Below are 20,306 nucleotides of genomic sequence, written 5' to 3'. Positions count from 1 at the left end.
GCGCGACATGGGGGAAAGGTCACCTCTGTGATCAGACCTTTACCCCGGGTTGTGGTGCCGGAGGTGTCAGCGTGCCGACCACGCAACGTAGCCTGGCGACTACCGTAGACAACGGAGTGTTCACATGCCAGTGACATCGACCATGCATCCAGCAGTCGGCGAGGCTTTTCTCAGGCGCGACTCGGCGGGCCACGCGCTCGCGGCGGACTCCGAGCGCATCGCCCAGGCGTGCCGGGAGATGGCGGCCCGCTTCCGCCGCGGCGGAAAGCTGATCGTCTTCGGTAACGGCGGCGGCGGCACGGACGCGGCCCACATCACGGTCGAGTTCATGCACCCGGTCATCGTGGGCAAGAGGGCACTGCCGGCGGTGGCGCTGAGCAACGACTCGGCCACGGTCAGCGGGGTGAGCGGCCGTGAGGGGCTCGCGGAGACCTTCGCCCACCAGGTGCGCCAGTGGGCGGACCCGGCCGACATGGCGCTGGGCATCTCCCGCGACGGCGGGTGCGAGAACGTCCTGCGCGGTTTGGAGACGGCCCGGGAGCTGGGCCTGTTCACCCTCGCCCTGGTCGGCGGCGACGGCGGCGCCATCGCGCGGGACGGGGCGGCCGACCACGTCCTGATCGCCGCCTCCGACGACCCCGCGGTGGTCAAGGAGATCCACGTCACCGTCTACCACGTCCTGTGGGAGCTGGTCCACGTGCTCTTCGAGCAGCCGGGCCTGATCGGCGACGGGGCGGCCGGATGACCGGGCTCGCGGACTGTTCCGGCGGCACATGCGTCACCTGCGCGGACGAGGCGGTGCCGGTCACGGTGGTCCGGCTGTCGGAGCGGGACCTGGCGATCGTCGTCGACGTCGGCGGCGTGTTCCAGGAGGTGAGCGTCGCGCTGGTCGACGCCTCGGTCGGTGACACCGTTCTGGTGCACGCCAAGGAGGCGATCGCGGTGGTCTCCGGGGGGAGTGGCGATGAGCATGCTTGAGGAGCCGAGAGCCGAGGGGGTGCGCGGGCTGTACCCCTTCCTCTATCCGGGGCAGGCCGACCTCGACTCGGTGCTGGCCGAGGCCCGCCGGTCCACCGAGGAGAAGGCCGCCGAGATCATCCGGTTGCGCTGGCAGGTGGCCGAGGTGGCGGGGGACGAGCTCGTGGAGTGCGCCGAGGAGATGGCCATCCGGTTCGCCTCGGGCGGCCGGCTGTTCGCCTTCGGCAACGGCGGGAGCAGCACCGACGCCCAGGAGGTGGCGACCACCTTCCTGTACCCCGACTACGGCCTGTCCCTGCCGGCGCTCTCCCTGACCAGCGACGTCGCCGTGGTCACCGCGCTCTCCAACGACGTGGGGTTCGACGTCGTCTTCGCGCGCCAGCTCGCCGCGCTCGGACGGCGCGGTGACATCGCCGTCGGCCTGTCGACGAGTGGCGGCTCCTTCAACGTCCTGCAGGCGTTCGAGGAGGCGGCCCGTCAGGGCATGCTCACCGTCGGCCTGGCCGGGGACCAGGGGGGAAGGCTGGCCGACCTGGACCTGCTCGACTATCTGTTCGTCATCCCGTCGTCGTCGGTCCACCGGATCCAGGAGGCGCAGACGACGGTCTACCACGTGCTCTGGGAGCTCACCCAGCACGCGCTCGGAGCGGTGACCGCCCCGCGGGCCCACAACACCGGCTGAGCCGGCCGGCCCGGCCGGAGCCCGCCACGACACGCCCCCACCGCACAGTCCCCCGACTCGATCAGGATCCATCGCCATCGACGAAGAACGGGGAGGCGCCATGGCAGCGTCGACGGAACGGGCAGGGAGCGGGCCTCGGCAACAGGACGAGCCGCCGGTGCACATTCTGTGGATCAACGCGGGGCTGAGCTGTGACGGCGACTCCGTCTCGCTGACCGCCGCCACCCAGCCGAGCATCGAGGACATCCTGCTCGGCGTGTTCCCGGGGCTGCCGAAGGTGGAGGTGCACTGGCCGCTGCTGGCCTTCGACTCCGGTCCCACGCAGGGCGCCGACGTGTTCATCGAGTGGTTCTTCAAGGCCGCGCGGGACGAGCTGGACCCGTTCGTGCTGGTGGTGGAGGGGTCGATCCCGAACGAGTCGATCAAGCAGGAGGGGTACTGGTGCGGGTTCGGCACCGACCCGGCCACCGGCCAGCCGATGACCACCAGCGAGTGGCTGGATCGGCTGGCGCCCAAGGCGACGGCGATCCTGGCGGCGGGCACCTGCGCCACCTACGGCGGGATCCACGCGATGGCCGGCAACCCCACCGGGGCGATGGGGGTGGCCGACTACCTGGGCTGGGACTGGCGGTCGAAGGCGGGGCTGCCGATCGTGAACGTGCCGGGGTGCCCGATCCAGCCGGACAACCTGTCGGAGACGATCCTGTACCTGCTGTACCAGCTGGCCGGGCAGGCGCCGATGATCCCGCTGGACGAGGCGCTCCGGCCGACCTGGCTGTTCGGCCAGACGGTGCACGAGGGCTGTGACCGGGCCGGCTACTACGAGCAGGGGCAGTTCGCCACCGAGTACGGCTCGCCCGAGTGCCTGGTCAAGATCGGCTGCTGGGGGCCGGTCGTCAAGTGCAACGTGCCCAAGCGGGGCTGGATGAACGGCATCGGCGGATGCCCGAATGTGGGCGGGATCTGCATCGCGTGCACGATGCCGGGGTTCCCCGACAAGTTCATGCCGTTCATGGACGAGCCGCCGGGGGCCCGGATCTCCTCGACGGTCAGCACCGCCTACGGCGGAGTGATCCGCACCCTACGCGACATCACCCTCAGAACAGTCGACAAGGAGCCGAAGTGGCGCAGGAAAGGCCATCAGCTGCTCACCGGATACAAGGCGCCGTGGAGCTGACATGACGACCTCATCGCAGCGGAGCGGCTCGTCGCAGCAGAGCGACGAGCTGGTGGAGATGGCCTGGGATCCCATCACGCGGATCGTGGGAAGCCTGGGCGTCTACGCCAAGATCGATTTCAAGAACAGGAGGGTGGCGGAGTGCTACAGCACCTCGTCGATCTTCCGGGGCTACAGCATCTTCATGAAGGGCAAGGACCCCAGGGACGCGCACTTCATCACCAGCCGGATCTGCGGGATCTGCGGTGACAACCACGCCACCTGCTCGGTCTACGCCCAGAACATGGCCTACGGGGTGCGCCCTCCCGCGCTGGGGGAGTGGATCCTGAACCTCGGCGAGGCGGCCGAGTACATGTTCGACCACAACATCTACCAGGAGAACCTGGTCGGGGTCGACTACTGCGAGAAGATGGTGCGCGAGACCAACCCCGGCGTGTGGACGCTGGCCGAGCGCACCGAGTGCCCGCACGCGGCCGACCACGGCTACAAGACGATCGCCGACATCATGCGGTCGCTGAACCCGCTGGAGGGGGAGTTCTACCGGGAGGCGCTCCAGATGAGCAGGCTCACCCGGGAGATGTTCTGCCTGATGGAGGGCCGCCACGTCCACCCGTCCACCCTGTACCCCGGCGGGGTGGGCACGGTGGCCACCGTACAGCTGTTCACCGACTACCTGTCGCGGCTCATGCGGTACGTGGAGTTCATGAAGCGGGTCGTGCCGATGCACGACGACCTGTTCGACTTCTTCTACCAGGCGCTGCCCGGCTACGAGGAGGTCGGCCGCCGCCGGGTGCTGCTCGGCTGCTGGGGCAGCTTCAACGACCCGGCGCACTGCGACTTCACCTATCAGAACATGAGCGACTGGGGGCGGCGGATGTTCGTCACCCCGGGCGTGATCGTCGACGGCAGGCTCGTCACCAGCGACCTGGTCGACATCAACCTGGGCATCCGGATCCTGCTGGGCAGCTCCTACTACGACGACTGGCAGGGCCGGCAGCCCTTCGTCACCCACGACCCGCTGGGCAACCCCGTCGACATCCGCCACCCGTGGAACCAGCACACCATCCCGCACCCGCAGAAACGCGACTTCAACGACAAGTACAGCTGGGTGATGTCGCCGCGGTGGTTCGACGGGAAGGACATGCTCGCCCTGGACACCGGCGGCGGGCCGATCGCCAGGCTCTGGTCGACCGCGCTCTCCGGCCGGGTCGACATGGGCTACGTCAAGGCGACCGGCCACAGCGTGCAGATCAACCTGCCGAAGACCGCCACCATGCCGGAGAAGACGTTCGAGTGGACGATTCCCCAGCACAACGGCCAGCCGCTCTCCAACGCGCTGGAGCGCAACCGGGCCCGCACCTACTTCCAGGCCTACGCCGCGGCGAGCGCGCTGTACTTCGCCGAACAGGGGCTGGCGGAGGTGCGGGGCGGCCGGACCGAGACCTGGGCGCCGTTCACCGTGCCGGACGAGGCGATCAGCTGCGGGTTCACCGAGGCGGTGCGCGGGGTGCTCTCGCACCACATGGTGATCCGGGACGGGAAGATCGCCAACTACCATCCGTACCCGCCGACGCCGTGGAACGCCAGCGTCCGGGACGTCAACGGGGTGCCGGGCCCCTACGAGGACGCGGTGCAGAACACCCCGATCTTCGAGGAGAACCCGCCGGAGAGCTTCAAGGGCATCGACATCATGCGCACGGTGCGCAGCTTCGACCCCTGCCTGCCGTGCGGGGTGCACATGTACCTCGGCGGCGGCAAGGAACTCCGCAAACTGCACAGCCCCCATGCCTTCAACACCACGTGACCCGTCGGCCGCCGGGGAGCCGCCCGCTCCCCGGCGTCAGGAGAGGAAGCCCGAGCAGATGCCGCCAGCCCATGACGTCCAGGCCGCCGGGAACCGCGTCGAGGCGCTGCTCGCCGAACTCGCCACGCTCGGCGAGCCGGTCAGGACCAAGGCCGAGGAGCTCGTCCGGGCCCTCGTCGAGCTGTACGGCGCCGGCCTGGAGCGCGTCGTCGAGATCGTCACCGAGGCCGAGGCGGCGCGGGTCCTGCACCGTCTCACGGCCGACGACCTCGTCGCGGGCCTGCTGGTGCTGCACGACCTGCACCCGCTGAGCACTCAGGAGCGCGTCCGCGCGGCCCTCGAAGAGGTCCGGCCCCACCTGGGCGGCCACGCGGGGGACGTGGAGCTGGTGGCCGTCGAGGAGACGGGCGTGGTACGGCTGCGCCTGCGGGGCGCCGGCCCCGGCTGCCCCTCCTCGCGGACCGCCGTGACCAGGGCGATCGAACGCGCCGTCGCGCGCGCCGCGCCCGAGGTGTCCAGGGTGGACGTCGAGGGGGTGGCCGCCGGACCCGCCCCGCTGCTGCAGATCCGGCGCCGCCCGCCGGGACCGCACCCGGTACCGGAGGGGGTCTCGTGACGGCCACCGGACTACGGCGGTTCCGCGAGCCGCCGAAGACGGAGACGGAGACCAGGGCGGAGGCGGCGCGATGCGACCTGTGCGCCGAACCGGCCGGTGGGGACCACGGCCACGTGGTGAACACCGAGAGCCGGGCGCTGCTGTGCGCCTGCCGGAGCTGCTATCTGCTCTTCACCCACGAGCAGACGGGCCGGCGCCGCCACCGCTCGGTCCCGGAACGCTACCTGCACCTCCCGTCGTTCCGGCTGACCTCGGCCGACTGGGAGGAGCTCCAGATCCCGGTCCGCACCGCGTTCTTCTTCCGCAACTCCGTCCTGGACCGGACCGTCGCCCTCTATCCGAGCCCCGCGGGGGCCACCGAGTCCCTGCTGCCGCTGGAGACCTGGGAGCGCGTGACGGCGGAGAACCCGGTGCTCGCCGACGTCCGGCCCGACGTGGAGGCGCTGCTGGTGGATCGCGGCCCCGAGGGCGGCTTCGCGTGCCACCTGGTGCCGATCGACGCCTGCTACGAGCTGGTCGGCCTGGTCCGGCTGCACTGGAAGGGGTTCGACGGCGGCCAGGAGGCGTGGCGGGCCATCGACGGCTTCTTCGCGGAGCTGCGCCGCCGAGGTCACCCCGCGTCGCCCGGCACGGCGCCGTTCAGCACGGCGCCGTCCAGAAGGGTGGCGTCCAGAGGGGTGCCGTCGGCACCCGTGCCCTCAAGAGAGGACGACGAGGGTGAATGAGCTCCAGTTCGACTGCCTGGGCGCGCGGGCGGAGCCCCACGCGGCCTTCCCGACGCTGGTCTTCCGGCTGCGCGTCACCGAACCCTCCCCCGACGGGGTGCACGCCGTCGCGCTGCGCTGCCAGATCCGGGTGGAACCCCACCTCAGACGGTACGGCCCGGCGGAGGTCGAGCTGCTCGGCGACCTCTTCGGCGACCCCTCGCGGTGGGGCGACACGCTGAAGCCCCTGCAGTTCGCCAACGTCTCGATCATGGTCCCCTCGTTCAGGGGGGTCACCGAGATCGACGTGCCCGTGCCCTGCAGCTACGACCTGGAGGTGGCCGCGGGCAAGTACTTCGCCGCACTCGACGACGGTGAGATCCCGCTGCTCATGCTCTTCAGCGGCACCGTGTTCGCCAGGTCCGAGCACGGCTTCACCGTGGGCCAGGTGCCCTGGCACTGCGAGACGCGCCACCGGCTGCCGGTGCCCGTCTGGCGGGAACTGATGGACCGCTACTTCCCGGAGACCGGCTGGCTACGGCTCCGCCGGGACGTCCTGCGGGCCCTGCACCGGTTCAAGTCCGAACGCGCACTGGCCACCTGGGACGAGGCCGTGGAAGTGCTGCTCAAGGAGACGCCCGGATGAGCGTGCCCATGGAGATCGCCCGCAGGGTGGCCGACGCCGTGCTGTACGAGGGGTACCTGCTCTACCCCTACCGGGCCTCGGCCGCCAAGAACCGGGTGCGCTGGCAGTTCGGGGTGCTCGTGCCGCCCGGCTTCACCGCCACCGCCGAGCCCTCGTACAGCGTGACCGAGTGCCTGCTCGAACGGGCCGAGGACGCCACGCTCCACCTGTGCCTGCGCTTCCTCCACGTCAAGGCCCGCTCCGTCGAACGCGCCGAGGGCGGCGGCTACCGGCCGGTCGCCGAGCTGACCAGCGGTGGGACGGACTACCTCACCTTCGACGAGGCGACCGAGCGTGAGACCGAGGTCGTGCTCCCCCTCGCCACCCTGCTCGACGGCGAGCGGACGGTCGAGGTGCGCGTTCCCGGAGACCGCTCGGCCGAGCCGATCCTGTCGCCCTCCGGTGAGCAGGAGGGCCGCGTGGTCTCCGAGCACCTGCCGGTGCGGGCGCTGCTCAGGATCGGGATCGACCGGCACGCCGGGCCGTACGGTCTCACCCGGCTGCGCGTCCAGGTGGAGAACACCGTGAGCTGGGACGAGCCGGACGCCCCGCGCGAGCACGCGCTGCGGCGCTCGCTGATCTCGGCGCACCTGATCATCGGGGTGGACGGCGGGGCCTTCGTCTCGCTGACCGACCCCCCGGAGTGGGCCCGGCGGGCCGCCGACGCCTGCCGTAACGAGCGCGCCTGGCCGGTCCTGGTCGGTGAGCCCGGCCACCGCGACGTGGTGCTGTCGTCACCGATCATCCTGTCCGACTATCCGGACATCGCCCCGGAGAGCCCGGGCGAGCTGTTCGACTCCACCGAGATCGACGAGATCCTCCACCTGCGCACGCTCACCCTCACCGACGAGGAGACGCGCCAGGCCCGCGCGACCGATCCCCGGGCGGCCCGGCTCATCGACATGGTCGGCGACATGCCGCCCGAGATGGTGGAACGGCTGCACGGTGTGATCCGCTACCTGGGTGAGCCCGCCCGGCGGCCCGACACGCCGTGGTGGGATCCCGCGGCGGACCCCGGTGTGTCGCCGGAGACCGACAGCGTGATCGTCGCCGGGGTGGCGGTCGCGAAGGGCAGCCGGGTCCGGCTCGCCCCCGGAACCCGGCGGGCCGACGCCCACGACATGTTCCTGGCCGGCCGGACCGCGCTGGTGGAGGCCGTACTCCTCGATCTGGACGGGGCGCGGCACCTGGCCGTCACCCTGGAGGAGGATCCGGGGGCCGACCTGCACCGCTCCCACGGGCGGTTCCTCTACTTCGCCCCGGACGAGGTCGAACCGCTGGAATCACCCGGCACGCCCGGGGCGCTCGGGGACGAGGAGGTCAGCGCGTGAGGATCCTCGTCGCGGGCGTCGGCAACGTCTTCCTCGGCGACGACGGCTTCGGCGTCGCGGTGGCCGGGCGCCTGGCCACCGCGGAGCTCCCCGACGGGGTCGTGGTCACCGACTTCGGCATCCGCGGCGTCCACCTCGCCTACGAGCTCACCGGCGGCGGCTACGACCTCGTCATCCTCGTCGACGTCGTCTCGCGCGGCGGCCCGCCCGGCACGCTGTACGTGATCGAGCCGCGGCCCGGCGACCGCCCGGAGTCCTTCGTCGACGCGCACGCGATGACGCCCGAGGCGGTCCTGGCGCTGGCCGGCACGCTCGGCGGCGAGACCGGCAGGGTCCTGCTCGTCGGCTGCGAGGGCGCCGACCTCTCGCCCGGCATGGAACTGAGCGAGCCGGTCGCCGACGCCGTCGGCCCGGCGGCGGATCTGGTCGCCGGACTGATCCGGGAACAGATCGCGACGATGCTCACCAGCGCAGGCCGGAAGGAGGAAAAATCATGCTGAAACGCCTGGTCATAGTGGCCTTGGTGGTGGGGGTGGCCGTGGTGGCCTACCAGACGCTGCCCGACGTCAAACGCTATCTGAAGATGCGGAACATGTGACGGCTCCGGGTCCGCGGGACCGTCCGGCACCGGCCGTGGCACACGGCCCGGCGGGACCGCACCCAGCGTCCAGCAAGGGATATTCGACAAAAACGAGGTGAAGTCAGTCATGCATGAGTTCGGGATCGCCGAGGCGATCCTCGCCGCGGTGGAGAACCGCGCCGACGGCCGGCGGGTACGGCGCGCGCGCGTACAGGCGGGCGCCATGCTCCGCATCACGGAGCCGGCGATCAACCACGCCTTCGCCCTGGTCGCCGACGGCTCGCTGGCCGAGGGCGCCCAGGTGGACCTGGTCATCGTCCCGGTGCAGCTCGTCTGCCGCTCCTGCGGCCAGACCGCGGCCTCCGTGGACCCCTTCGTCACCTGCCCCGAGTGCGGTGGCACCGATATCGAAACCGAGGGCGGCGACGATCTCGTCCTCGAATCCATCCAGATGGCGGAGGCGGCTCATGTGCCTGGGGATTCCCGGGGAGATCGTGGAAATCCTGGCGGACCGTCCTGATCTGGCGATGGTCGACGTCAGCGGCGTCCAGCGCGCGATCAACGTCGGCCTGCTGGAGGACGAGTCCCTCCTGCCCGGCGACTGGATTCTCATCCACGTCGGGTTCGCGCTGTCGAAGATCGACGAGGTGGAGGCCAAGGCGGCGCTCGACTTCCTCGAAAGCATCGGCCAGGCGTACGAGGACGAGATCGAGGCCCTCAGAGAATCCATGATCGAAAAGGAGTGAGGTCCGATGCGTTTCGTCGACGAGTACCGCGACGCCGAGAAGGCCGAGGCCCTCGCCGCCCGGATCGCCGCGCTCTGCGAGCCGGGCCGTGCCTACAAGTTCATGGAGGTGTGCGGCGGGCACACCCACACCATCTACCGGCACGGGCTGGAGGACTACCTTCCAGAGACCGTCACCCTGGTGCACGGCCCCGGCTGCCCGGTCTGCGTCATCCCCATGGGGCGGGTGGACGACGCCATCCACATCGCCGGGCAGCCAGACGTGATCATGACGTCGTTCGGCGACATGATGCGGGTGCCCGGCGGGAACGGGTCCTTTCTCGACGCCAAGGCGCGGGGCGCGGACATCCGCATGGTCTACTCCCCGCTGGACGCCCTGAAGATCGCCCGGCAGAACCCCGCCAGCCGCGTGGTCTTCATGGCGATCGGGTTCGAGACCACCGCGCCCTCGACCGCGATGACCGTCCTGCGCGCGGAGGCCGAGGGGATCGGGAACTTCTCGGTCTTCTGCAACCACGTGACGATCATTCCCGCGATCAAGGCGATTCTGGACTCCCCGGACCTGCGCCTGGACGGGTTCATCGGGCCGGGCCACGTCTCCACCGTGATCGGCTGCCTGCCGTACGGGTTCATCGCCGGGGACTACGGCAAGCCCCTGGTGGTGGCCGGGTTCGAGCCGCTCGACGTGCTGCACTCGGTCTACCGGATCCTGGTGCAGCTCGCCGAGGGGCGGACGGAGGTGGAGAACCAGTACGCCCGGGTGGTCCCCTGGGAGGGCAACCTCAAGGCGCTCGGCGTCATCAACGAGGTGATGGAGCCGAGGCCGTACTTCGAGTGGCGCGGGCTGGGGTTCATCTCGCACTCGGCGCTCAGGATGCGGGAGAGGTACGCGGCCTTCGACGCCGAACGGATCTTCCAGATCCCCGGCAGCCGGGTGGCCGACCCCAAGGCGTGCCAGTGCGGCGAGGTGCTCAAGGGCGTGCTCAAACCGTGGGAGTGCAAGGTGTTCGGCACCGCGTGCACCCCGGAGACCCCGATCGGCACCTGCATGGTTTCGTCCGAGGGCGCGTGCGCGGCGTACTACAACTTCGGCCGGTTCTCCCGCGAACGGGTCAGGGAGGCGACCCGGGGCTGACCCGCGTCCCGGCGTCCCCGGCGCGAGGCACCGGGGACGCGGGGACATCGGGGCACGGGGACATCGGGACACGGGGATGGGGACGGGGAGGCCGTCCGGAGAGCGGCACCGGGGCGGGATCCGCCCGGCGCGGCCCAGCGAGAGGAAACGACGGATTTTCGATGGACGCCGACGAAGGCACCGCCCTCCGGGCGGAGACCACGACGGGCCGGACCGGACACCCGGACTCCGAGGCACGGACCACGGAGGAGACCGGGCCCGGGGCCCGCCCCTCGGGGGAAGGCGGGACCGGAGCGCGCCCCCCGGCGGGAACCGTGACCGGGACGCGGGCTCCGGCCTCGGCCGGGACACGCGCTCCGGGAGAAGCCGCGCGCCCGAGCCGGGAGGAGGAGGTCCTGGCGCGGATCTCCCGGGTGCGCCGCCGCAGGGCCCGCGTTCGGGAGGACCGCGTCACACTCGCGCACGGCGCCGGGGGCAAGGCCACCCACACCCTGATCGAGGCGGTGTTCCTGGAGGCGTTCCGCAACCCGCTGCTTGAGCCGCTGGAGGACGGCGCGACCGTCGACGGGCTGGCCTTCACCACCGACTCGTACGTGGTGACGCCGCTGTTCTTCCCCGGCGGGGACATCGGCGACCTGGCCGTCAACGGCACCGTCAACGACCTGGCGATGTGCGGGGCACGCCCCAGACACCTGTCGGCCGCCTTCATCCTGGAGGAGGGCTTCCCCATCGCCGACCTGCGGCGCATCACCGCCTCGATGGCGGCGGCGGCGCGGGCGGCGGACGTGTCGATCGTCACCGGCGACACCAAGGTGGTGGAGCGGGGCAAGGCCGACGGCTGCTACATCACCACCTCGGGTGTCGGGACGCTGGAGCGGCCGATCCGGCTCAGCGCCGCCTCGGCACGCCCGGGCGACGCGGTCATCGTGTCCGGCCCCGTCGGCGAGCACGGCGTCACCGTCATGCTCGCCCGGGGCGAGCTCGACATCCGGGCCGACCTCGCCTCCGACACCGCGCCACTCAACGCCCTGACCGCCCGGCTGCTCGACGCCTGCGACGACGGGGAGGTCCGCTGCCTCCGCGACGCCACCCGGGGCGGGGTGGCGACGATCGTCAACGAGATCGCCGAGGCGTCGCAGGTCGCGGTCGTGCTCGACGAGGAGGCGATCCCGGTCTGCCCGCCCGTACGCGGGGCGTGTGAGCTGCTGGGGATCGACCCGCTCTACGTCGCCTGCGAGGGCCGGATGGTCGCGGTGGTGGCCGAGCGGTCGGCCGAGGCCGCGCTCTCCGCCCTCCGATCCCACCCGCTCGGCTCGGCGGCGGCCGTCATCGGACGGATCGGTGACGACCCTCCGGGGCTGGTGCTGCTGAAGACCTCCTTCGGCGGCACCCGCATCGTCGACCTGCTGGTCGGCGACCCCCTGCCGAGAATCTGCTGACCTCCCACGGCGGGTTCCGGCCCGCCGCGGACACGCCGATCGTCGGCCTGTCCGGCCCGTCATCGTCCGGGCGCATCCGAACGCGGTCCCGCTCGCGAAGTTATCTCCATCGACGCAGAGGAGCGATGTGATGGTCACCACCGCCGGTAGACCCGTCGGAGCCGACCCGGGACCGGGCGGGCCGGCGCGCCCGTCGGCGGGGGAGGATTCGTGAGCCCGGTCGTGGTGATCGGCGCCGGGCTCGGCGGCCTGGCCGCGGCGGTCAGACTGGCCGCGGCCGGACGGGAGGTCACGCTGGTGGAGGCGCTGGAGACGCCGGGAGGCTGCTGCGGGACCGCGAACCTGGGGGAGTACCGCTTCGACACCGGCCCCTCGGTGCTGACCATGCCGGACGTGCTGGCCGACGTCTTCGCCGCCGCGGGTGAGGACATGGAACACCTGCTCCCGCTGCGGCGGCTGGACCCGTACTACCGGCTCCGCTACCACGACGGCTCCCACCTGGACATCGTGCCCGGCGAGGAGGCCATGACGGAGCGGGTGCGCGAGCTGTGCGGGGCGGCCGAGGCCGACCGGTACCGGCGGTTCAGGATCCGGCTCGGCGAGCTGTTCGCCGCCGAGTGGCCCTCGTTCATCGACCGCGACATGACGCGGCTGCGCAGTCTGGCCCAGCCGAGGGTCCTCGCGAGGCTGGCCGCCCTGGGCGGTTTCAGACGGCTGGACCGGCTCGTGGAGGCACACCTCACCGACCCCCGGCTGATCAGGGCGCACACCTTCCAGGCCCTGTACGTGGGCCTGTCGCCCCGGCAGGCCCTCGGCATCTACGCCGTGATCGCCCACATGGACACCGTCGGCGGTGTCTTCTTCCCCGAACACGGCGGCATGCACGCCATCCCCCAGGCCCTGGCCGCCGTGGCGGAGAAGGCGGGCGCGCGGATCAGGTACGGCACGCGGGCCGTCAAGGTCGAGGCCGACTCCTCCGGGGTCTGTGCCGTCCGGCTCGACACCGGGGAACGCCTGACCGCCCGGCACGTGGTGGTCGCCTGCGACCTGCCCCGCGCCCACGCCGGGCTGCTGCCCGCCGGCGCGGGAGACTGGCGGCTCCGCCGTCCCCGCCACTCGCCGTCCTGCCTGGTGCTCCACTTCGGCCTCGACCGGAAACTCTCCGGCCAGGCCCACCACACCCTGCACTTCGGCCGTCAGTGGGCGTCCACCTTCTCGGCGCTGAGCGCCGGCAGGCCCCAGCCCGACCCGAGCCTGCTGGTCACCTACCCCGAGTCGGACACCGCCGCCGCGCCCCGAGGCCACGCCACCCTCACCGTGCTGGAGCCGACCGCCAACCTGGACGGCGGAAACGACTGGCACCGGCTCACCCCGCAGCTGGAGGACCGCCTGCTCGGCAGGCTGGCCGACCTCGGCTACGGCGACCTGGCGGACGCTCCCAGGCTCACCTTCGACCCACTCGTCTGGGCCCGCCGCGGTCACTCGGCGGGCACCCCGTTCGCCCTGGACCACCGGTTCTCCCAGACGGCCTGGTTCCGGCCCGCGGGACGGGCCCGGCGCGTCCCCGGCCTGCACTTCGCGGGCATGCACACCGCGCCCGGCGTCGGGGTGCCGCCGGTGCTGATCTCCGGCCGGCTGGCCGCGCAACGCATCCTGGAGACCCCCCGATGACCCTGACCGCCAGTTACGAGTTCTGCCGCAGGCTCAACGCGCGGCACGGCCGCTCCTACTATCTGGCGACCCTGCTGCTGCCCGCCTGGAAACGCCCCCACGTGCACGCCCTGTACGGCTTCGCCCGCTACGCCGACGAGATCGTGGACTCCTTCACCATGACGGGCGACCGGGCCGCGGCGCTCGACGGCCTGACCGCCCGGCTGGCCCTGGCACTGGACGGCGCCCACACCGACGACCCGGTGCTCCCCGCGTTCACCCAGACCGTGCGCTCGTTCGGCATCGACCACGCCGACATCGACGCCTTTCTCCGCTCGATGCGCGCGGACCTGACCGTCGGCCGCTACGCCACCTACGACGACCTGCTCGGCTACATGGAGGGGTCGGCGGCGGTCATCGGCACCATGATGCTGCCCGTTCTCGAACCGCTGCCGGGCCTGGCGGGGCGGGCGCGCGAGCCCGCCCGCCGGCTCGGACTGGCCTTCCAGCTGACCAACTTCCTGCGTGACGTGGCCGAGGACCTGGCCAGGGGCCGGGTGTACCTGCCGCTTGAGGACCTGGACAGGTTCGGGGTACGCGTCACCGACCTGGGGCGCCGCACCCCCACCCCCGCCGTGCGCGAACTGCTGGCCTTCGAGGTCGAGCGGGCGCGCGACCACTACCGGCAGGCCCTGGCGGGCCCCGACCTGCTGACCCCCTCCTCGCGGCCGTGCGTCCGCGCGGCCTGCGAGCTGTACGGCGGCATCCTCGACCGGATCGAGGCCGCCCGCCACGACGTCCTCGGACGACGGGCCGCCGTGCCCCGGCGCCGCAGGCTCGCCATCTTCACCCGGCACCTGCTCGCGGCCTCGGCGGCCGACCGGGCCGAACGCCGAGTGACCGTACAGGTGCCCTGAGACGGACCGGCCCGCCCGCCCGTCCCGGCCTCCATCCCCCTGTCCCGCTGTCCAACCCGCCTGTCACCGTCGTCAGGAGGACTTCATGTCGAATCCGGTGGTCGTCGACGCCGTCCTTCCGCTTCCACGGAAACGCCGAGGGCCACGACGTGCCGACCGGCGCGGTCGACGTGATCGTCACGGACGGCCTCACCGGCAACATCGTGCACCCGCTCACCCGATCCCGCCTCCCGCGCTCCCCGGCTCCGGCCGCCGCCGGGAAAACCCCGGGGCCCGGTCAGGGGCCGTGACCGCCGTGCCGGGCGAGGGGGTCGACCCCGTTCCAGGTTCCCTCGCTGCCGTACGGGGCGAACCGGGCGAACAACTCCTCGGAGTACCACCCCTCAGCCCGGGTCCGTCCGACCACCTCCCGGTGCGCGCCACCGCGGTAGGCGAACTCCCGGACCGCGCCGGCGTCACGCCAGAGCGAGAACGTGGCCTGCCGCGCCAGTGGCCACTCGCCGACCCCGACGGAGGCCAGACAGCCGTCCTGCTCCCGCAGCAGACGGCCCACCCCCGCGATCGACCGGTAGAACGGCACCAGCCGCGAGGGCCGGATCGACGCCCGCGTCAACACCGCCACCGGCCCGCAGCCCGCCACCGAACCCTCCCCGGCGGCCGGGCCGAACGGCTCGACCCCGCCCCACCGGCCGCGCGAACTCAGCGGGACCAGCCGTACCTGCCAGGACTCCAGCGCCTCGTCCCGCCGGCGCGCCGCCACCGGAGAGGTCGCGAGGAAGTCGTCCAGCGCCCGCTCCTCACGCCAGACCGCCAGCAGCGCCCAGCGGCGCAGGTCCGCGCCCAGGCTCATCGACGTGCCCCGGCCGGAGCCGAGCAGCCGCCAGAACAGCAACCCCGGCGTGCTCCCCAGCACCGGCCGGTCGAACGCCATGTGACGCATGGCCCCCAACTCCGCATACCTGGTGAGGTGGAACGAGGCGATGATCCCTCTGCTCGTCGCGGTCATCGGCGGCTACCTTCTCGGATCCGTGCCGGTCGCGGTGCCGGTCGGACGGGCGCACGGCTTCGACCCCCGCGAGTCCGGCGACCGCAACCCCGGCTTCTGGAACATCAGGGCACACCTCGGCCGGCGGGCCGCCGCGCCCGTCTTCGCGGGAGACACGCTCAAGGGCACGTTCGCCGGGCTGCTCGCCCTGGTGGTGAGCGGCCCGCACACCACGGGGCTCGGCGTGGTGACCGGCGCGAGCGTCCTGCCGGTGTATTCGGCGGTGGCCGCCGCGATGATCGGGCACGCCTGGCCGGTGTTCGCCGGATTCCGGGGCGGCCGGTCCGTCCTCGCCTTCGTCGGCGGGTTCGCCGTCATCTGCCCGCCCGCCTTCCTGCTCGGCGTCGCCGTCCTGACCGTGATCACCCTGCTGACCAGGTCCTTCGCCATCGGGACACGGGTCGGGGTGTTCGGCGCCCCGCTGTTCCAGCTCCTCTTCGCGCCGATCGAACAGGTGGCCGGCACCGGGGCGCTGATGTGCCTCATCGGCCTCCGCTTCGGCCAGGCCGCCCGGGCCGCCAGAACGCCGCGCCGCTCATGACCCCGGGATAGGTACGGCCCCGCCAGTGACGCACCGGGCGCAGGGTCGCCTGCGTCAGCCGTACGGCCGCCAGCGGATCCAGCAGCGGCGAGAGCAGCACACCGGGACCCGGCCGGGTGTAGCTGCCGCGCAGCGCACCGGCCAGCAGCAGCCGTACGGCCAGCAACCCCAGGTCAAGCTGGGTCGGCCGGCCCACGGCCAGACGCAGGACCGGCAGGGCCGCGGTGAGCCAGACCACTCCCAGGTCTGCGGCCCGCCATCCGGGACCGGTGACGTCGCGGAGCGGCAGCGACCGCCCCCACTCTCGCCACACCCCGGCCGCCGACTCGTGCATGTCGACCTCCAGCAGGCCGCCCGCGTCCAGGAACCCGACCGCCCAGCCGTCGCCGGCCAGCATCCTGGCCAGCGCCACGTCGTCGGTCATGTGCCCGCGAATCCGTGCGAACCCATCGGCGTCCAGCATCGCCGTACGGCGGAAGGCCATGCACTGGCCGTTGGCCACCACCCGGTGCGGCGGCGGGGGAGTGGACGGTCCGATCGGGCCGAACCGGTAGACCAGCGTCGCCAGGAACGACGCGTGCAACGCCTGCTCGGCCACCCCGTCACAGACGAACCTGGGCCCCACGGTGACCAGGTCGTAGCCGTCCAGCGCCGCCGCGACCGCGCCGAACAGGCCGGGCGACGGCCGCGCGTCCGCGTCGAGGGTCACCACGACGTCGCCACCCGCGGCCTGAACCCCCTGCCGGAGCGCCCACTGCTTGCCCACCCACCCCGGCGGAAGGGGAGCGCCCGCGACGACCTTGGCGCCCAGGTCGGCGGCGAGCCGCGCGGTGCCGTCCTGTGACTCGTCGTCGACGACCAGCACCTCCGCGACCGCCGGATCGGCGAGCACGGCCGACAGGCAGGGGCCGAGGCGGCTCTCCTCGTCGCGGGCCGGGATCACCACCGAGAGCCGCGCGCCCGTCGTCTCGACGGGGGTCAGCGGCGGCAGCCGGTCACGCCCCCGGGCGAGCCGTACCCCGGCGGCGACGGCGGCGGCGACCTGGAGCACCGTGAGCGGCCTCATCGCGGGAAATCCTCCCGCACCAGCGAGGCGACGATTCGGCCGCCCATCACCACCAGCGGCAGCCCGCCGCCCGGATGCACGGAGCCGCCCACGAGATACAGCCCGCGCCGAGGCCCCCTGTTCCCCGGACGGCGGAACGTCGCGAACGGGCCGTCGTAGGCGCCGCCGTAGATCGCCCCGCCCCACGCGCCGTAACGGTCCCGCAGGTCGGCTGGGGTGAACAGGTCCACGGAGCGCAGCCGGCCCGACAGGTCGTGCCCCCGGGCGGCCAGCCGCTCCAGCACCAGGTCCCGGTACGCCTCGGGCGACATCGGCCACCGCCCGGGATCACGGGCCGGGACGTTGACCAGCATCACCCAGTTCTCCGCCCCGTCCGGCGCCTGCGACGGGTCGTCCACCGCCGAGCAGCCGATGTAGACGGTCGGGTCCTCCGGGGGCCTGCGCCGGTCGAAGATGTCGGCGAACTCCCGCCGATAGTCGGCGGAGAAGACGATGGAGTGGTGCGCCAGGCCGTCCGTCCTGCCCTCCACCCCCGCCAGCAGCAGGAACACCGACGAGGAGGTGCCGAGGCGGGCGATGCGCCGCAGCCGCCGCCGGTCCGGCAGCAGCATCCCGTAGAGCGCCGCCGCGTCGGTGTTGGCGACCACGACGTCGGCGCGTTCACGCTCCCCGGAGGCCAGCCGTACCCCCAGGACCCGGTCGCCGTCGGCGAGCACCTCCGACACCTCGGCGTCCAGCGTGACCTCGACCCCCGCCTTGTCCAGCAGCACGGCCAGCGCGTCGGCGATCCGGGGCAGCCCCCCGGAGACGTACCAGCCGCCCTCTCCGTGCTCGATGGCCGGGACGCAGGCCAGCGCCGCCGGAGCCCGATACGGGCTGGAACCCGCGTAGGTCGCGTAACGGCCGACGTACTGGCGCAGACGCGGATCGGTGAAGAAACGGCGGGCCAGGCCGTCGAGCGTCCGGCCCGGCGCGACCGCCGACAGGTCGGACGGCCGCGCCTCCGTGGGCGGCCGGTTCAGCGGCCCGGCGAAGAACGTACGCTTCGCCGCCTCGAAGCAGGCCCGCCCCCACGTGTGGAAGGCCAGCCAGTTACGGCCCTCTCCCGGTGCGAGCCGCTCCACCTCCGCGGCCATCTCGGCCGGGTCGCGGCGCGCCGTCAGCGTCGAGCCGTCGGCGAAGCGGTAGCGGCACAGCTCCCGGGGCTGGATGAGGTCCAGCTCCAGGCCGAGTTCGCCGAAGAGGGCCGGCAGGGTCAGCAGGGAGGGGCCGAGGGAGAAGGTGAAACCGTCACGCCGGTGCTCGGCGAGCTTTCCGCCCAGCCGGGGCAACCGCTCGTACAGGCGCACCCGATGCCCCTGCCGGGTCAGCAGCAGGGCGGAGACCATGCCGCCCACCCCGCCCCCGACCACGATCACCTCAGCCATCCGGCCCTCCATCCCCAACCCGTTCACGTTCACGTCCCACGATCCCCCCGGCCGCCTCGACCTCTCAGGTCCCCCGGTTTCCCCGGTCCTCGCGGTCCCCGCCGTCCCCAGGCCGACACGACGAACACCCCCATGCAGATCCCCCCGGTGACGGCGACCAGCCGGTCAGGCGGGTCGAAGACCGCCGCGAAGCCCACGGTCTCCATGACGGCCATCACCGTGTAGACCGAGACCAGCCCGTCGCCTCCGGCCGCCGGATCGGCCAGGACGGTGTCGATCAACACCATGACCAGCAGGGAGACCACCAGCCAGCCGACGAAGTTGCTGATCGGAACCCCCCGGTAGGGGCCGATCTCCTCCCAGGACCACAGGCCCAGCCGCATCATCTGCGGATCCAGGAACAGGTCCCAGGCGGTGAGCGCCAGCGCGCCCAGCACGATCCGCGCCGTCCGGCCGCCCGGAGCCGCAGCCGAGGCCGTCGCGTGGGCGGCCAGCCCCATCCCGCCCCACGCCACCGCCACGATCACCGGAACCCCGCCGAACTGCGGCCACAGCACATCCGTGTAGCCGTACTCCCCGAACGGCAGGCCCGTCCTGATGCCGACCCACTCGGCCGCGTACCCGACCGTCACCGTGGCGGCGAACGCGGCGACCGTCCGGGAGAGACCGTGAACGCCGGCCGCGAAGGCCAGGGCGCTCGCCGCCAGCAGGAGCACGATCACGCTGGTCAGCAGGATCGGCCGAGGCTGCAACCCGGACATGACCTGCGCCACGACCACCGCGACGAGCAGGCACGCGCCCAGCATCCCCCACGGCCTCAGCCCACCCGTCGAGCCGTCTGGCGCGCTCCCCGCCGGGCTGTTCACCATGTCATCCGGTGTGCGCGCCGCCGGGCCGTCCGGCACGTCATCCGGTGTGTTCTCCACCGACTCGCTCACCGGTCTGTCCGGCGCGTCCCCCACTCGGCCCTTCGCCGGGTCCCGCATCACACCGCGCAGCGCGTCCCGCACCGCGCCAAGACCGGCCCGTCCGCTGCTCACCTCATCGCTCTGCCCCACGAAGGGTCATTCGAGCGGCACCCCCCGGTCAGATTCACTTGGATCTCCCCAACACCCCCGTCACGGACGACGAGTCAGTCGATATGCGGGTGCGCCCCGCCCAGGTGAACGCGTCGCCCCCAAAACCGTCAACCGCTGGGCCGGGATGGGCAGGCCGGCATCCATTCGCACGACCGGAGGCCACCGCCGCTACCGCACGACCGAGGTTCTCGCGCTACTCGCGGACGGCACCCGCAAGCGCGGCCACTGAAGAATCGTCCTCCGGAGCGGACGCTGTGACCCCAGGCGGCCCGCTCCACGTCTTTCACCAGCGAAAACTCGTACACCGCCTCCGTGGACGCAACCCCGGTGTTTATATCGGCCCGGTGCCGCAAAGGGGAGAGACGCCAGGCGCTTTCCGCCGGTCCGGCAAAGAGCAGGCGCCGGTGGCGAGAGCCGACGCGGTGTGACCATTCGTCAGCCACGATCGCGCCCCTTGCGGGGGTGATGGGGCCGGACCACTCCGGCGTTCTCATGGTCGGGGTGACGGGAATGTCGAGGCGCCCTCCTGATAGGGAGGGCTCCCCTGTTAGTAAGGCCACGTGATTAAGGGCTTGGGGGTGGTGTCAAGGAAGCCGTGCGCTTGGAGATCCGGGGATAAGACGACGAGAGCTCAAGTAAACCAAGTCAATCCCCGCCATTGGATTTGTGCGTAATAATCTACGCGTGAATGGATATTCAAGGCGA

The 20,306-nt window shown here is 72.1% G+C and carries 23 protein-coding genes; 19 read left to right on the top strand and 4 right to left on the bottom strand.

What is annotated here, in order from left to right; all coding sequences use genetic code 11:
• Window positions 1-124 precede the first annotated feature (124 nt).
• The 18 genes from ACWEF2_RS21290 (at window position 125) to ACWEF2_RS21205 (ending at window position 14,733) form a co-directional block, all read left to right on the top strand.
• Window positions 125-745 carry a D-sedoheptulose-7-phosphate isomerase gene (locus ACWEF2_RS21290; protein ID WP_453817648.1) on the top strand — a complete coding sequence of 207 codons (621 nt, stop codon included), beginning with the start codon at window positions 125-127 and terminating at the stop codon, window positions 743-745.
• Window positions 742-978 carry a HypC/HybG/HupF family hydrogenase formation chaperone gene (locus ACWEF2_RS21285; RefSeq protein ID WP_453817646.1) on the top strand — a complete coding sequence of 79 codons (237 nt, stop codon included), beginning with the start codon at window positions 742-744 and terminating at the stop codon, window positions 976-978. Before ACWEF2_RS21290 ends, ACWEF2_RS21285 begins: the two co-directional genes overlap by 4 nt.
• The gene (locus tag ACWEF2_RS21280; RefSeq protein ID WP_453817645.1) at window positions 965-1,660 is read left to right on the top strand and encodes a D-sedoheptulose-7-phosphate isomerase; all 696 of its coding nucleotides are present in this window, start codon (window positions 965-967) and stop codon (window positions 1,658-1,660) included. Before ACWEF2_RS21285 ends, ACWEF2_RS21280 begins: the two co-directional genes overlap by 14 nt.
• Window positions 1,661-1,760: 100 nt before the next feature.
• A complete protein-coding gene (locus ACWEF2_RS21275) occupies window positions 1,761-2,837 on the top strand; it encodes an NADH-quinone oxidoreductase subunit B family protein (RefSeq protein WP_453817643.1) in 1,077 nt (358 codons plus the stop codon).
• Window position 2,838: 1 nt separating this feature from the next.
• The gene (locus ACWEF2_RS21270) at window positions 2,839-4,641 is read left to right on the top strand and encodes a nickel-dependent hydrogenase large subunit (RefSeq protein WP_453817641.1); all 1,803 of its coding nucleotides are present in this window, start codon (window positions 2,839-2,841) and stop codon (window positions 4,639-4,641) included.
• 58 nt (window positions 4,642-4,699) lie between these two features.
• A complete protein-coding gene (locus ACWEF2_RS21265) occupies window positions 4,700-5,257 on the top strand; it encodes a NifU family protein (RefSeq protein ID WP_453817640.1) in 558 nt (185 codons plus the stop codon).
• Window positions 5,254-5,982, top strand: a complete 729-nt coding sequence (locus ACWEF2_RS21260) for a DUF5947 family protein (RefSeq protein ID WP_453817638.1) — start codon at window positions 5,254-5,256, stop codon at window positions 5,980-5,982. Before ACWEF2_RS21265 ends, ACWEF2_RS21260 begins: the two co-directional genes overlap by 4 nt.
• Window positions 5,975-6,607 carry a DUF6084 family protein gene (locus tag ACWEF2_RS21255; RefSeq protein WP_453817636.1) on the top strand — a complete coding sequence of 211 codons (633 nt, stop codon included), beginning with the start codon at window positions 5,975-5,977 and terminating at the stop codon, window positions 6,605-6,607. The genes ACWEF2_RS21260 and ACWEF2_RS21255 overlap by 8 nt, the downstream gene beginning before the upstream one ends.
• Entirely contained in the window at window positions 6,604-7,977 is a 1,374-nt protein-coding gene (locus tag ACWEF2_RS21250; protein WP_453817634.1) for a hypothetical protein, read from the top strand. Before ACWEF2_RS21255 ends, ACWEF2_RS21250 begins: the two co-directional genes overlap by 4 nt.
• Window positions 7,974-8,477: a hydrogenase maturation protease gene (locus tag ACWEF2_RS21245; RefSeq protein ID WP_453817632.1), complete on the top strand. Its 504-nt coding sequence runs from the start codon at window positions 7,974-7,976 to the stop codon at window positions 8,475-8,477. Before ACWEF2_RS21250 ends, ACWEF2_RS21245 begins: the two co-directional genes overlap by 4 nt.
• Entirely contained in the window at window positions 8,471-8,575 is a 105-nt protein-coding gene (locus tag ACWEF2_RS21240) for a DUF6893 family small protein (protein ID WP_453817630.1), read from the top strand. The genes ACWEF2_RS21245 and ACWEF2_RS21240 overlap by 7 nt, the downstream gene beginning before the upstream one ends.
• Window positions 8,576-8,684: 109 nt before the next feature.
• The gene (locus ACWEF2_RS21235) at window positions 8,685-9,077 is read left to right on the top strand and encodes a hydrogenase maturation nickel metallochaperone HypA/HybF (RefSeq protein ID WP_453817628.1); all 393 of its coding nucleotides are present in this window, start codon (window positions 8,685-8,687) and stop codon (window positions 9,075-9,077) included.
• The gene (locus ACWEF2_RS21230) at window positions 9,052-9,303 is read left to right on the top strand and encodes a HypC/HybG/HupF family hydrogenase formation chaperone (protein ID WP_355594541.1); all 252 of its coding nucleotides are present in this window, start codon (window positions 9,052-9,054) and stop codon (window positions 9,301-9,303) included. The genes ACWEF2_RS21235 and ACWEF2_RS21230 overlap by 26 nt, the downstream gene beginning before the upstream one ends.
• 6 nt (window positions 9,304-9,309) lie before the next feature.
• On the top strand, window positions 9,310-10,437 hold the full coding sequence (hypD, locus tag ACWEF2_RS21225; RefSeq protein WP_453817626.1) for a hydrogenase formation protein HypD: 1,128 nt from the start codon (window positions 9,310-9,312) through the stop codon (window positions 10,435-10,437).
• 161 nt (window positions 10,438-10,598) lie between these two features.
• Window positions 10,599-11,876 carry a hydrogenase expression/formation protein HypE gene (gene hypE, locus ACWEF2_RS21220; RefSeq protein WP_453817624.1) on the top strand — a complete coding sequence of 426 codons (1,278 nt, stop codon included), beginning with the start codon at window positions 10,599-10,601 and terminating at the stop codon, window positions 11,874-11,876.
• A 210-nt stretch (window positions 11,877-12,086) separates the two neighbouring features.
• Window positions 12,087-13,547: a phytoene desaturase family protein gene (crtI, locus tag ACWEF2_RS21215; RefSeq protein ID WP_453817622.1), complete on the top strand. Its 1,461-nt coding sequence runs from the start codon at window positions 12,087-12,089 to the stop codon at window positions 13,545-13,547.
• On the top strand, window positions 13,544-14,443 hold the full coding sequence (locus ACWEF2_RS21210) for a phytoene/squalene synthase family protein (protein WP_453817620.1): 900 nt from the start codon (window positions 13,544-13,546) through the stop codon (window positions 14,441-14,443). Before crtI ends, ACWEF2_RS21210 begins: the two co-directional genes overlap by 4 nt.
• Window positions 14,440-14,733 carry a hypothetical protein gene (locus ACWEF2_RS21205; protein WP_453817664.1) on the top strand — a complete coding sequence of 98 codons (294 nt, stop codon included), beginning with the start codon at window positions 14,440-14,442 and terminating at the stop codon, window positions 14,731-14,733. The genes ACWEF2_RS21210 and ACWEF2_RS21205 overlap by 4 nt, the downstream gene beginning before the upstream one ends.
• On the opposite strand, the gene ACWEF2_RS21200 is transcribed toward ACWEF2_RS21205, so the two are convergent.
• Window positions 14,721-15,449: a spheroidene monooxygenase gene (locus tag ACWEF2_RS21200; protein WP_453817619.1), complete on the bottom strand. Its 729-nt coding sequence runs from the start codon at window positions 15,447-15,449 to the stop codon at window positions 14,721-14,723. The two genes, ACWEF2_RS21205 and ACWEF2_RS21200, sit on opposite strands and share 13 nt — an antisense overlap.
• Between ACWEF2_RS21200 and ACWEF2_RS21195 the strand changes: the two genes are divergently transcribed.
• Window positions 15,424-16,029, top strand: a complete 606-nt coding sequence (locus ACWEF2_RS21195; protein WP_453817617.1) for a glycerol-3-phosphate acyltransferase — start codon at window positions 15,424-15,426, stop codon at window positions 16,027-16,029. The genes ACWEF2_RS21200 and ACWEF2_RS21195 overlap by 26 nt on opposite strands.
• On the opposite strand, the gene ACWEF2_RS21190 is transcribed toward ACWEF2_RS21195, so the two are convergent.
• From ACWEF2_RS21190 to ACWEF2_RS21180, 3 genes are read right to left on the bottom strand one after another with little or no spacing between them, the layout of a single operon-like run.
• On the bottom strand, window positions 15,971-17,095 hold the full coding sequence (locus ACWEF2_RS21190; protein WP_453817615.1) for a glycosyltransferase: 1,125 nt from the start codon (window positions 17,093-17,095) through the stop codon (window positions 15,971-15,973). The two genes, ACWEF2_RS21195 and ACWEF2_RS21190, sit on opposite strands and share 59 nt — an antisense overlap.
• Window positions 17,092-18,522, bottom strand: a complete 1,431-nt coding sequence (locus ACWEF2_RS21185; RefSeq protein ID WP_453817613.1) for a phytoene desaturase family protein — start codon at window positions 18,520-18,522, stop codon at window positions 17,092-17,094. The genes ACWEF2_RS21190 and ACWEF2_RS21185 overlap by 4 nt, the downstream gene beginning before the upstream one ends.
• 29 nt (window positions 18,523-18,551) lie before the next feature.
• The gene (locus ACWEF2_RS21180) at window positions 18,552-19,580 is read right to left on the bottom strand and encodes a carotenoid biosynthesis protein (RefSeq protein ID WP_453817611.1); all 1,029 of its coding nucleotides are present in this window, start codon (window positions 19,578-19,580) and stop codon (window positions 18,552-18,554) included.
• Between the last annotated feature and the right edge of the window lie 726 nt (window positions 19,581-20,306).

Source organism: Streptosporangium sp. NPDC004631 (genome assembly GCF_053601935.1).
The sequence above is the reverse complement of the archived record's forward strand: the minus strand, read 5'-3'. Positions and strand labels throughout refer to the sequence as shown.